The sequence below is a fragment of the Brachyspira sp. G79 genome, assembly GCF_002379365.1.
In the GTDB taxonomy this organism is placed as follows: Bacteria; Spirochaetota; Brachyspiria; order Brachyspirales; family Brachyspiraceae; genus Brachyspira.
In genome coordinates this window covers 2,354,691-2,367,355 of the sequence record NZ_JQIU01000008.1, presented here as the reverse complement: position 1 = coordinate 2,367,355, position 12,665 = coordinate 2,354,691, and the positions used below count along the sequence as shown (strand labels likewise).

11 protein-coding genes and 1 pseudogene are annotated in these 12,665 nt (G+C 27.1%); 6 read left to right on the top strand and 6 right to left on the bottom strand.

Annotation, left to right across the window (positions count from 1 at the left end):
- The 4 genes and pseudogenes from KQ44_RS14500 to KQ44_RS11900 form a co-directional block, all read left to right on the top strand.
- A pseudogene (locus KQ44_RS14500) lies at positions 1–315 on the top strand (hypothetical protein); the annotation flags it as partial.
- On the top strand, positions 269–913 hold the full coding sequence (locus KQ44_RS11910) for an AAA family ATPase (RefSeq protein ID WP_143277865.1): 645 nt from the start codon (positions 269–271) through the stop codon (positions 911–913). The pseudogene KQ44_RS14500 and the gene KQ44_RS11910, both read left to right, overlap by 47 nt.
- Positions 913–1,368, top strand: a complete 456-nt coding sequence (locus KQ44_RS11905) for a hypothetical protein (RefSeq protein WP_240516626.1) — start codon at positions 913–915, stop codon at positions 1,366–1,368. The genes KQ44_RS11910 and KQ44_RS11905 overlap by 1 nt, the downstream gene beginning before the upstream one ends.
- Before the next feature lie 242 nt (positions 1,369–1,610).
- Positions 1,611–2,969 carry an aspartate kinase gene (locus tag KQ44_RS11900; protein ID WP_096737591.1) on the top strand — a complete coding sequence of 453 codons (1,359 nt, stop codon included), beginning with the start codon at positions 1,611–1,613 and terminating at the stop codon, positions 2,967–2,969.
- Between the two features lie 813 nt (positions 2,970–3,782).
- On the opposite strand, the gene KQ44_RS11895 is transcribed toward KQ44_RS11900, so the two are convergent.
- Genes KQ44_RS11895 through KQ44_RS11885 form a run of 3 tightly spaced genes read right to left on the bottom strand, consistent with a single transcriptional unit; the run spans position 3,783 to position 5,160 of the window.
- Entirely contained in the window at positions 3,783–4,277 is a 495-nt protein-coding gene (locus KQ44_RS11895) for a hypothetical protein (protein ID WP_096737590.1), read from the bottom strand.
- A gap of 47 nt (positions 4,278–4,324) precedes the next feature.
- On the bottom strand, positions 4,325–4,915 hold the full coding sequence (locus KQ44_RS11890; protein ID WP_096737589.1) for a hypothetical protein: 591 nt from the start codon (positions 4,913–4,915) through the stop codon (positions 4,325–4,327).
- A gap of 41 nt (positions 4,916–4,956) precedes the next feature.
- Positions 4,957–5,160 carry a hypothetical protein gene (locus KQ44_RS11885; RefSeq protein ID WP_096737588.1) on the bottom strand — a complete coding sequence of 68 codons (204 nt, stop codon included), beginning with the start codon at positions 5,158–5,160 and terminating at the stop codon, positions 4,957–4,959.
- A gap of 290 nt (positions 5,161–5,450) precedes the next feature.
- On the opposite strand from KQ44_RS11885, the gene KQ44_RS11880 reads away from it, so the two are divergent.
- On the top strand, positions 5,451–5,687 hold the full coding sequence (locus tag KQ44_RS11880) for a hypothetical protein (protein WP_096737587.1): 237 nt from the start codon (positions 5,451–5,453) through the stop codon (positions 5,685–5,687).
- Positions 5,688–5,759: 72 nt separating this feature from the next.
- Here the strand turns inward: KQ44_RS11880 and KQ44_RS11875 are convergent, their stop codons facing one another.
- From KQ44_RS11875 to rseP, 3 genes are all read right to left on the bottom strand, one after another.
- Positions 5,760–7,103: an NfeD family protein gene (locus tag KQ44_RS11875; protein ID WP_096737586.1), complete on the bottom strand. Its 1,344-nt coding sequence runs from the start codon at positions 7,101–7,103 to the stop codon at positions 5,760–5,762.
- Between the two features lie 501 nt (positions 7,104–7,604).
- Positions 7,605–10,016, bottom strand: coding sequence for a TIGR03960 family B12-binding radical SAM protein (locus KQ44_RS11870; protein ID WP_096737822.1), 2,412 nt, complete (start codon positions 10,014–10,016; stop codon positions 7,605–7,607).
- 197 nt (positions 10,017–10,213) lie between these two features.
- Positions 10,214–11,578 carry an RIP metalloprotease RseP gene (gene rseP / locus KQ44_RS11865; RefSeq protein WP_096737585.1) on the bottom strand — a complete coding sequence of 455 codons (1,365 nt, stop codon included), beginning with the start codon at positions 11,576–11,578 and terminating at the stop codon, positions 10,214–10,216.
- A gap of 215 nt (positions 11,579–11,793) precedes the next feature.
- Between rseP and KQ44_RS11860 the strand changes: the two genes are divergently transcribed.
- On the top strand, positions 11,794–12,447 hold the full coding sequence (locus tag KQ44_RS11860) for a hypothetical protein (RefSeq protein ID WP_096737584.1): 654 nt from the start codon (positions 11,794–11,796) through the stop codon (positions 12,445–12,447).
- The last annotated feature ends 218 nt before the right edge of the window (positions 12,448–12,665 follow it).

Genomic DNA, 12,665 nt, shown 5'->3' with positions numbered 1-12,665 from the left:
GATAATAAAGAGGTCTATCATATAGAACTTGATTGTGATGGAAGTATTAGTTATAGTGATTTAGAGGAAAATAAATATTATATCATAAATATTGTAATTAATTTTATGATAAGGGTTTATTTTGATATATTGTTATATATGAGTTCAGATATAATTTTCTTACCTGTATCAAGAACTGGATTATTAGCTACTAAAAATGATATATTTAAATCTTATATAGATAAATCTAATAGAATAAATGGTTTAGAGAATGAAGAAGTTTTACTAAATACTTGGCAGGATTTTTTTAAAAAAATTAATAGACCTTTCAGGTAAAATAAAAGAGGAAGATAGCTTTAAAGAAATAGTTTCATTAATAGAAGATAATATAATAGACGGTAAAATAAATGTTAATCAGGAAACAGGTGGAATTTATTATATACCTAATTTTAATAAAGGTTTACTATTTCCAAGGTATTTATCATCTGCTGTTATAACAGAAACGGCACCATTATATTTATTTTTGAAATATGGTTTTATTAAAGAACGATTTATTATGGAAGAGCCTGAAATCTCTCTTCACTCAGAACTTCAGCAGCAGTTAACTAGAGTATTTATTAAATTAGTTAATAGGCATATCAATATTCTTATAACAACTCATAGCGATACAATTGTTCAGCATATAAATAATATGATTAAATTAAATTCAAATAATGAAGAAAGAAAAAAATATTTGATGAATAAATACGGATATGATGATGATGATTTGATTTCAGAAGATAGGGTGAGAATGTATCAGTTTGATATTGAAGAAGACGGATTTACAAAAGTTACTGAATTAGAAAGTTCAGAGTATGGTTTTGAAGTTCCTACTTTCAATAAAGTATTAAAAAAAATATCAGATGAAATATACGATTTTCAGGAAGAATTATAATGATAAAATGGTATGAAAAATATCCTGAAGTTTTTAGGGAAGTTTTAAGCAAAGTATTTGATGAAAAATTTTTTTATGAATATGATAATAATAAATATTTTTTAGAAGATAAAAATGTTTCTGTAAATATAGAAGTTTTTAATAAATCTCTAGCTATAAAAACATTAGAAGGTAATAAATTATTCCCATATTTAAAAAATCAAAAATGTGCTGACAAAGTTATTATTCAGGAAACAGCATCAAAATTATATGATATGCATATATTTGAATTTAGTATTGCATATAAGAATGATAAAAAATTAGCAGAACAGCTTGAAGGTGCCTGCTTAAGGGCTTTAGCAGTATTTTCTTATTTTAAAAGCATTGAGATTAACAAAATATATTTATATTTTGTAATAAATGAAATAACTAATCCTTTAATTATGAGAAAAGATTTATCTAATAAAAGAATATAAAAAGATATATATAAAAAAGATTTTTTAATTCTAAAAAATTACTCAAATATATTTAAAGAAAAAAAATTAAAAATAAAACTCCTTGAGCATAATCAAACATACAGTATAAAACATCATTCAAATGAGTATGGACTTAAACTCTCTTTTTTATAAAAAACTTTATTAATTTAATTGAAATAAAAACTACTTTATGTTATCATATATAGTAATTTTTACTAGAAAAAATGGAGGATTTAAGTAAAATGAAAGTAGCAAAATTTGGAGGCTCTTCAGTTGCAAATGCAAGCCAAATAAAAAAAGTTGTGGATATAGTTCTAGCCGATAAGGACAGAAGAATTGTTGTAGTATCTGCTCCAGGTAAGAGACTGAAGGAAGACACCAAAGTAACCGATTTGCTTATTACTCTTGCTGAAACTATCATTTCTGGTAAGGACGGAAAATTAGAATTAAAAATTATTATCGAAAGATTTAAAAATATTATAGATGAACTTTCGCTCTCTCATGAACTTTTAGAAGAGATGCAAAATGATATTTTAAATAGAATAGCAGAAGATAAAAGCCTTCCTACTAAGTTTATAGATGGTGTAAAGGCATTGGGTGAAGATTTATCTGCCAAAGTAATTGCGGCATATATTAACTCTATAGGTGTAAAAGCTAAATATGTTAATCCTAAAGATGCTGGGCTTTTACTTTCAGAAGAGTTTGGCAATGCGGCTGTGCTTGAGAAATCTTATGCTAATTTGGCTAAATTAAAAGATGAAACTGCTTTGGTAATATTTCCGGGATTTTTTGGATATACTGAAAAAGGAGATGTAGTAACTTTCCCTAGAGGCGGAAGCGATATTACTGGTGCTATTTTGGCTAAAGCGGTAAATGCCGAAGTATACGAAAACTTTACCGATGTTGACGGTGTATTTGCTGCTGCTCCAAATATAGTTGATAATCCTAAACTTATAGATGAGTTTACATATAGAGAGATGCGAGAGTTAAGTTACGGCGGTTTTAACGTTCTTCATGCAGAAGCTTTGCAGCCAGTTTATGAAGCAAACATTCCAGTACATATACTTAATACCAATAATCCTTCTGCTAAGGGAACAAGAATAGTAGCAAACAGAAATAAAAATATTAATCCTGTAGTTGGTGTTTCTGGGGAAAATGATTTTTCTTGTCTTTATGTTAGTAAATACTTGATGAACAGAGAAGTAGGTTTCGGAAGAAAACTTTTAGAGATAATAGAAGATGAAAATATACCTTATCAGCATGCTCCTTCTGGAATAGATAATATATCAGTAATTGTTAGAAACTCTGCTATTACTGAAGAAAAAGAAAAACGTATATATGAGCGTGTGCGTGATGAGCTTAATGTTGATAATATTTATTTTGAGCATGGTCTTGCTTTGATAATGCTTGTAGGTGAAGGTATGCAGCAGTGTGTAGGTGTTTCTGCAAGAGCTATGCATTCTATGGAAAAATCTAATATCAATATTGAAATGCTTAATCAAGGTATAAGCGAAGTAAGTATTATGATAGGCGTAAAAGACAGTGATTTGAATAGGGCTATTAAAAGCATATACAAATCTTTCTTTGAAGAGCAAATATAAAACAGACATAAAAATAAATAATATTAATTTAATATAAAGGCAGGCTTATTTGATAGGTCTGCTTTTTTATTTTAATTTTTTATTATAATTGTTTTTAAACTAAATTAATAAGTATTGATACTATTTTATAATTAGGCTTTGCAGTCGTTCAAATTTATTTTCCAATGTTATGCGTACTTTTTATATAATGTATGCCAAATAATAAATTATTAAAATTTTATATATAATTTTAGCAAGTACTTATAAATCGAGTTATATGTATTAGATTTATTGTATTATTATAAAAAATCTGCAGAAGTTAGATTTACTCCTGCAGATATAAGAGATTAATTATTATTAAGAGTTTTCATGTCTATTACATATCTAAATTTTACTTCCCAGTTAATAACTTTATTGTAAGCATCGGATATAGTCTCGGTATCGGCATTAATTATTTCTAATTATTTCTACCATAGGATATATATTATTTAGCCCAGAATAGTCAATCATTTCCTGAGTTTCTTTTATCCCTCATATTAGAGAGCCAAATATTTTTCTGCTTCCATTAAAAATAACTAAATCTGTTATATCTAGTGAAGGGCTGTCATTATGAGGTGGTATTCCTAAAACACACATAGTTCCATTTCTTTTTATATATTCATATACATGTTAAGGTTATATTTAGCAGGTATTGTGCTTATGATATAGTCTAAAGTATTATTAATATTTTCTAAATCTGAAGTTATAAATAATTTTTATATTAATGCTTTATTTATTAATATTAATAAAAAAGGCAATGCCTTTTAAACACTGCCTTTTATTAATTGTTAACTTTTAAATCTTATTCCAAACTTTTTTGAAAAATACTGCTAAAAAAGCTATAGCCGCTGCAGTAAATGCTAACTTAAATATGACTTCAAAAATATCTTCTAAATTATGAAGTATATAATATACACCGAAAAATCTTCCTGCAAATATAAATAATGCAGCAGCTAATAATAATGCAAAAACAACTAAAGCAATAATTAAAACTTTTTTATTTTTTTCATTAGTTTTATTAACTGTTTTTATATTTTCATCATTTTCTTTATTTTTATTATTAGTATTTTTATCATAAATATTTTTTATAAAGTATATTAAGAAAGCAAAAACAACTATTGTTATTGATAACAATAATACTGCTTCAGCTATATTCTCCAAATTATATAATAAATAAAAAACATTATAAGGTATACCAAAAAATCCTACAGCAATTATTATTGATATAATAGCTAAAGCAGACAATGATAATGCAATTACAGCAGGTTTTAATATTATATTATTTTTCATACACTACTCCTTTAAATAAATAGTTATAAGACCTTCAAATAATTATTTTATTTCTTTTTATTGATGTTTGATTTTAATTTATACTCAGGCTTTAGTTCATATACTTTTTCATATCTAGGATCATCATCAATTTTGTTTGGAAGTCTTTTCTCTCTTCTGTCATAATCTCTTAGATCATATTCATACTGACGCTCTGATACAGTATCTGAGGCTCTCCTTCTTACATCTCTGTTATCATCGTCATATCTTCTGCTTCTTCTATTATCATCATCATAATCATCATACCTTCTTACTCTTCTATCATCTTCATCATCGTATCGTCTCATTCTATCATTATAGTCGTCATCATCATATCTTCTTTTTCTTCTTCTGTCATCTTCATAATCATCATCATAGTAATCGCGTCTTCTCCTGTAATTTCTATCATCATCATTTCTTCTTATATTTCCAGAAGTTCTGTCATCTTTGAGAAATCTCTTTATGAAATACATTACGACAGCTATCATAAGTATTATTCCTACTAGCTTTCCAATATCTTCTATAAAATCAAAAGCATCATCTATTAAATCAAAACAGTACAGATTATTTTGTATAATAAGAAAAGCATATACTAAAACCGAAATTGATAACTTTTTCATTAATTACTTTCTCCAATTTATTTTCTTATTCTTTTATACTTTCATTCTTTGTTGTTGGAACTATTATCTTTTTTTATATACTTTTTAAAGAAATAAATCCCCGCAGCTATTATTACTACTATGCCTATTATTTTGGCTAAATCATCAAATATGAAATCAAATGTATCTTCTATTAAGTCAAAACAGTATAAATTAATGCTAACAATAAACATAGTTATTAATGTTATAAAACCTAATTTTTTCATTCTGTTTCCTCCTTATATTAGTTTTTATATCATCTCTATATAATATAGTATAGCATAATATTATTATTTTGTAAATGATATATAAACAAATTTTACAAAAAATGTGTTTATGTAAATAAAATGTAAAGTATAATTTAATACATTTGATACATTTTTTGTGTGTTAATTATTTTATATCATTGTATATAAAGATAATAAAAAAAGATTAAAACTTAATTTAAAATAATTAAGGTTTTCATTATATTACCGTTAATACTAGCAACTAAAGTACTGAATAAAGGAGTATTGGTATGACAGTTAATAAAATTAATAATGCTCAGTCTTTACAGCAGCTTCAAGCAAATCCTCAGAGAATAGACACAGAACCTCAAAATGCAGTTAATACTCAAAAAATGAGCCAGCAAATGAGCGGTATATCGCCTTTATCAAGCAGATATACTTATGCTATAGGACGTGACGGTAAAAGATATGTACTTCAGCTTAGAATAGATATTTCTTCAGTTAGAGCTTTTAGTTCTCTTGCTTAAATATATTTTTATATAAAAATAAGCTGGGAATTTAATATTTTCCAGCTTATATTTTTGTATATTAAAAACTAATTAATTATTAATCTTTTTTACTACTATTTTACTGCCTTCTACTAATATGACTTTTAATTTACTATTTTTATCTATAAATTCTCCATCACTTATAGCATCATATTTTTTATCATCTATTATAATAAATCCAGATGGTCTTAAATAAGTATCAGCAATACCTTCTTTATTAAGCAAATCTTTATAAGAAACGCTTGTATTATATCCAGATGTATCATCTGTAAGTATTACAGTTCTTTTCATATATTTAGATTTGACTACAAACTTAGCTATTAAAACTATAAGTATAATATCAATTATTAAAGATGCAAATATAACTATAACAGATATTGCTATATTCTGAATACCAAATGATATAAATATACTTGAAAATATACCAATTATACCAAGTATCCCAGTGATTCCAAACCCAGGTATAAGGAATATTTCTACACCTAGAAGTATTAGACCTAATACAAATATTGCAGGTGCAAGAAAATTACTGTCTCCTGATAAAAACTGAGCAAAGAAAAATATAGCAAAAGCAATTATTGCTGTTACTCCGCCAATACCAAAGCCTGGAGTTTTTATTTCTAAATATACTCCAGCTATACCTATTGATATTAATATACTTAGTACAAAAGGATTTAATAGGAACTTCAATACTATATCGTACTTTTCTTCTTCAACTGTAATTATCTCATAATTATCATTCATGTTTTTTAATTTTATAATCTCTTCTATGGAGTTAGCCTTATTGTCAGCAATATTTATACTTACAGCTTCATCAGCACTTAAAGTAAGAAGAGTTTTATTATCCAAATCAATACCATCATTTTCTTTTGTTAAAACAATAGTTTCATCAACCATAGCTTCAGCTGCTTTTATATTTTTTTTAGTAGTTTCAGCCGAAGCTCTCATAGCTGCACGCATAGCACTTATCTCTTTTTCAGATGCTTTCCTACTTTCATTTCCATTTAAGTATACTGGAGTTGCAGCTCCTATTACACTGCCGTCAGACATATAAATTTCTTTGGCACTTAATGATATTAAAGCCCCTGCAGATAATGCATTTTTATTGATATATACTGCAACTGGAACCTTGCTTTCTATAATATAGTTTTTTATTGATAGGGCAGAAGATAGAAGTCCTCCTGGTGTATCAAGCTCTAATATTATTAAGTCAGCTTTATCTTCAGCCGCTTTGTCTATTGCCTTTTTTATATAACCTGCATACCATCGGTCAACTTCCTGAAAATCTTGTTTTTTTATCACGTATATTTTATTGTTTTCTGAGTAGGCAATGCTTGAACATATTAGAATAATAAAAATATTAAATAAAAGTATTTTTGTTAAATTTTTTATCATTATGAGTTCTCCGTTTTATAATATTAGCATTGTAATTACACTATTTTTAATGTTTATCTTTAGCAATCGCAATTCTTTTACAACTGTATGAAGTTCTGAGTATTTTTGAAAAGAAGTTTGAAACAACTCTATTCTAAAATCACAGATCTATACTTATTTTAGTATAAGTAAAAAAAATTTCAACTTCATTAATTATGAAAAGTAATTTAATTAGTATATACCTAAACAAATGCAGTTTTTCAAAAATTACTTTTTTAATTTGGATATTTGTGTAGTTTCATAGTCGTGCAGTGCCACAATTTCTTTTGCCGTCCGACTTTATGCTATTTATAAGTTATAATTACATTTATAAACAACTAAAATTTAACAAATTATAGTTATTTAGGTATATACTGAAAATTTTATAAGAATATATCTATAAAAAATAATTACAAAATATAAAAATAGATATTATAAAGAGTAAAAAACTATAAATTAATTATTAAAAACAATATTCGTTATCTATACAAGTTCCAATTTTCTGATATTTTTTATATTAATATTATTTTTCAAGAGATAACTTTTTATGTCCCGCACCCTCATAGCCTTTTCACTGCTTTCTAAAAGAGTTACAAGCAAATTATTATCTTTATTTATAATTAAATAATTGCCTTTTCGCTCTTCACTTACTTTTAAATCTTCCTTGTTCGAAAGTATATCAAAAGCCTTTTTATCATCACTTGTTATAATTTTATAAACTGTGTTTTTGGGAAGAGATTGTATATTTTTAGCATTTGTAGGAGTAGAAACGGCACTGATTATTTCTATACCTATATGAGAAAGCAAGTTATTAATTTTATTTTTTAATAGGTCTATGTCTATAGAGTCAGTTAAACTCACTTCCATATACTCAGCATCACTCTCACATGCAAAAGGAGTTGGAGGAGTAAATACCACTTTCTCTAACGGGTGAAAACCTTTACTTAATGATATGCTAGCACCTGCGATTTTTAAAGCACATATCATCACACGTGATAAATCATGCATACCTAATAATGAAGATATACCCTCTTTTTTGAACTTCATAAATACTTTATAATTTACAGCAAATATGTCGCGTTTTTTCAATGTTTTTAATTCTTCAACCATTTTAGTAAAGTTTGTATTCAAAACTTCTTTTTTGTATTTATGGCAGTATTTTTTATAGTCTATGCCGCAGTTCTGACAATTACCTGTAAAACAGTAATCTGTAAACTTACCATTTTGAAATCTCTCATATTCTTTATCAAAAAACTTCTGACTTACAAGAGTATCAATACATTTCCAAGGCATATTTATTTGTTTGCTTAATAATTCTTTTATAGTATATCCGCTTTCTTCTATTACTTCCTTCCAAGTATCATAATTAAAATGCTCAACCCAAGCATCAAATCTTACACCTTTTTTGTATGCTTTGTAAATAATATCACCTATTTTTTCATCGCCTCTCGATATTATACCTTCAATTTCTGCCATTCTAGGAGGGTGATATTTTATAGCTACTTTAGTTCCTCTGAAATGATCTCTCACCTTTCCTATATAAGTAATTGCTTCTTCATCTGTAAGCTGATTATTATTTTCTAAAGGTGTGTGAGGCTTTGGTATAAATACATTAATAGCTGCATTGATTTTTACTTTATTTTTTGACACTTTAATCATCTTTTCAAGTGCTTCTATTATCTCATCGGCTTCTTTCTCTGGATTATCAGTAAAGCCTATCATAAAATAAATCTTTACTATTTTCCAGCCCATTTGCTGAACATCGGCAAGTATATTGTATATAGCATCTTCGTCCATTTCTTTGTTAATTTTTTCTCTTAATTCATGGCTTCCTACTTCAAGTGCAAATGTAAGTCCTGTCTTTCTAAACTGTGCTATTCTATTTGCAGTGTCTTTATCGAATGAATCTATTCTAAGAGAAGGAAGAGATAGAGAAAATCCCTTATGCTCTCCAAGTGTCTGCAAATACTCTATCAAATCAGCGATATGCGGATAATCATCAGCAGAAAGCGAAAATAAATTAAGTGTACTAGCTCCAGTAGCTTCCAATGACTCCATTGATATATCTACAATTTTTTCTATAGTGCGATTTCTTACAGGTCTATAAGTAATACCAGCCAAACAGAATCTGCAGCTATGAGTACAGCCTCTAGCTATTTCGACAGATATTCTGTTTTGTATACCCTCTACAAGCGGAACTAAAGGTTTTTTAACATAAGGCATATCATTAATATTTTCAACGAATATTCTTTTAACATTATCTCTTGGGTATTTAGGTACATAGGCATACTCAAGTTTTGAAAGCTCTTTTAATATATCATCTCTTTTTGCACCGTTTTTTTTGAGATTATAAATTATATCAACAAAGTTTTTCATCTCAATATCAAACTCGCCGAATAAAAACACATCAATAAAATCATACAAAGGAAAAGGATTAAATACACTAGGTCCTCCTGCTGCTATTATAGGTACATCTTCTCCTCTTTCATCTCTATGTATAGGTATTTGGCTTAATTCAAGTACCTGAAGTATATTTGTATATATAAGCTCATACTGCAAAGTAAATCCCAAAACATCAGCGTCTTTTACTCGGTTGAAAGTCTCCAAAGTATAAAGCGGTATATTTTTCTCTCTTAAAAGTTTTTCAAAGTCTTCAGCAACAGCATACACTCTCTCACATGATGCATACTCAATGGAATTTATAACCTCATAAAGTATAGAAAGACCTAAATTACTTATAGCTATTTCGTACATATCTGCAAAGCACATAACGAATTTAAAAGGCATATTTGGTTTTATTATAGCATTTATCTCGCCGCCTAAATATCTGGTTGGTTTTATTATATCCTCACTTTTTACAAGTTCTAATATTTCATTTTTTAAATTTTCGCTCATTTTATTATAATTATCCTGATTATTTTTTTGAATTAGTATTATATAGTAAAGTTTGTTATTATACAAATATAAGTATTGAATTATCCTATTAATTTTTTTAATTAAAATTATAAAAAAAGAGGTCTGCTAAAAAAACAAACCTCTTAATTATATATTCAATCATTTATTCTCTAAAAATATTTTTTATAACTAAACCTTTATCTAAAAAGCTGCGTTATATCATTAATAGTTATAAATATCGCAAGTGTTATTAAAAATGCCGCACCTACAGCCTGTATTTTTGTAAGCACTTTTCTGTCTATAGGACGCCTCATTATAAGCTCTATAAATGAAAATACTATCATACCTCCGTCTACTACTGGAAGAGGAAGAAGATTCATTAAGAAAAGTATTAAACTTATAGTAGCAGTAAATGAAAGTATTGTTCTAAGTCTGTATTCTATATCAACAGAAATAACCTGTGATGAAATCTGTATAATTCTTACAGGTCCGCCCAAATTCTCGCGAACTGATAATTTACCAGTAAAAAGAAGTTTAAGTCCGTTTATATAGGAAACCAAATAATTACCAGTTTCTTTAAAAGCCTCTGGTATTGACTTAGGAAAAGGTATGCCTTCAACTATTTCAACTCTCATAGGAGTGCTGTCAAACTCTACTCCCAAACTTCCGTAAGTTCCTATAGTTTTTGAAGATACTGGCTTTGGTATAGCCTCTCTTGTAATCTCTTCTCCGTTTCTTATGACTGTTATGTTGATTTTTTGAGAAGCATTATCCATAACTATTGGTCTGAAATCAGCTATATTGTCGGCACTAATACCATTTATAGCTATTATTTTATCTCCTGCCATAAGTCCAGCCTCAGAAGCAGCAGAATTGGCGATTACATTTTTTATTATAAGGTCATCTCCGAAATATAAACCTAAAACTCTCTCTCCGCTCAAAGCCTTAAGCATTTCAACAGAAGGTATAGTTATATTGATATCTTCACCGTTTCTGTTAATGCTGAAAACTATTTCTTCAGCAGCCTTCTGTATTGCCTCATCATTTATAGTTTTTAATATATCATTATCTGATTCTACTTCTACGCCGTTTATAGCTGTAATAGTATCCCCACTTTGCAAGCCATATTCATATGCTAATGTCATACCAGACTTTGAATGCATGTATTTACCATCTCTGAATACTGATACAGTAGGCGAATATAAATCTATTTTTGAAGGCAAAGATACCAATATTGTAAGAAGTAAAAATGCAAATAAATAATTAAAGAAAGGACCAGCAAAATAAACTATTATTCTTTTTAAAGGCGACATATTAAGAAAATCACCTTCTTCTACATTACCGTCTTCAGAAATCTCTCCCTTAAATTTGCAGTATCCTCCAAAAGGAATAAGCGAAAATCTGAAATCTATTCCTTTAATTTCTCTTTTAAAAAGTATAGGACCAAAACCTATAGAAAAAGCCTCAGCCTTTATTCCAACTGCTAAGCCAGCTAGTAAATGTCCCATCTCATGAACAAATACTAATACACTCAGTAATATAATAGCACCTATCCAACTCAAATTGAACCTCCTGAAATTTATATAAATTTTATATTGTTTTTATTAATAATAATTACTAATAAGTATATATTCAATGTAAATTTATTTCAACAAATATTTACTTAAAATTAAATATTATATCATTATTAATGAATTTACAATAGCTTTACATTATATGTCTTTTAAATATAACAAAACTATTGACAAAAAAGATTAAATTTGTTAGATTTTTGTTTATGAAGCAATTTTTAATTATACTATTATCAGCATGTCTTTTCATATACGGCTGCAATTATAAACCATTAAATCCTATTGGTAATAATACTTCAAATGAAAACACTGAAAATTCGGATAGCGAGAATAATGAAAATTCTGGCAATTCAGGAAATGAAAGCATAGAAAATTCAGCAGAAACTTCAAATAGTGAACAAAATAATAATACACAAATACTTAAAAAAACTATGAATTTTAAATTAAAAATAGAAGGCTCTTCCAGTTCAAAATATTTTGTAAAAAATGACAGTATGTATTCAAGTGTAATTCAAATAAGCCTCAATAATAAAACAGACACATATAATGCTGATTTTAACGGCGGATATTATATGTGCAGTAATAATGATTTGGGAAGAACTATGACCACTGGAAAATATATAAAACTTGACAATATGTACTTTGAATATAATGAAGGCAGTGAAAAGTTTAATCTTAATTTTTATTTATGGATAGGAGCACAATTTTCTAATTTGGTATTAAGAAAAGATATAACCATAGAAATACCTTTAAATGGTTTTAATGAAGAAAAATATAATAATACAGCTTTGATTACATTAAAATTACTTCCAGACAGCGATACATACAATTTTACTCTTGACGGATTTGAAACAAAATAATAGAATTTATTTTTGTTTATGCATTATTATTCATTATCCGATAAACATTTTATTTGATTATATAAAAAATTATTATATAATAATTGATGTTTATAGTTTATTATTTATTAAAAAATAAAAAAGATATTTAATTAAATGACATTTAAATCATACATTATAACTCAAAATAGAGAATACTTTTTATCTCATAGTATAGAATATATTTCTTTAAAAAATGC

What these genes read in the sequence shown, in the direction of transcription:
- KQ44_RS11895 (WP_096737590.1), bottom strand. Translation starts at nt 4,277, where the DNA reads ATGAAAAATAATATAATATTAAAACCTGCTGTAATTGCATTATCATTG.
- KQ44_RS11875 (WP_096737586.1), bottom strand. Translation starts at nt 7,103, where the DNA reads ATGATAAAAAATTTAACAAAAATACTTTTATTTAATATTTTTATTATT.
- KQ44_RS11900 (WP_096737591.1), top strand. Translation starts at nt 1,611, where the DNA reads ATGAAAGTAGCAAAATTTGGAGGCTCTTCAGTTGCAAATGCAAGCCAA.
- KQ44_RS11860 (WP_096737584.1), top strand. Translation starts at nt 11,794, where the DNA reads ATGAAGCAATTTTTAATTATACTATTATCAGCATGTCTTTTCATATAC.
- KQ44_RS11890 (WP_096737589.1), bottom strand. Translation starts at nt 4,915, where the DNA reads ATGAAAAAGTTATCAATTTCGGTTTTAGTATATGCTTTTCTTATTATA.
- KQ44_RS11885 (WP_096737588.1), bottom strand. Translation starts at nt 5,160, where the DNA reads ATGAAAAAATTAGGTTTTATAACATTAATAACTATGTTTATTGTTAGC.
- KQ44_RS11880 (WP_096737587.1), top strand. Translation starts at nt 5,451, where the DNA reads ATGACAGTTAATAAAATTAATAATGCTCAGTCTTTACAGCAGCTTCAA.
- KQ44_RS11905 (WP_240516626.1), top strand. Translation starts at nt 913, where the DNA reads ATGATAAAATGGTATGAAAAATATCCTGAAGTTTTTAGGGAAGTTTTA.
- KQ44_RS11870 (WP_096737822.1), bottom strand. Translation starts at nt 10,016, where the DNA reads ATGAGCGAAAATTTAAAAAATGAAATATTAGAACTTGTAAAAAGTGAG.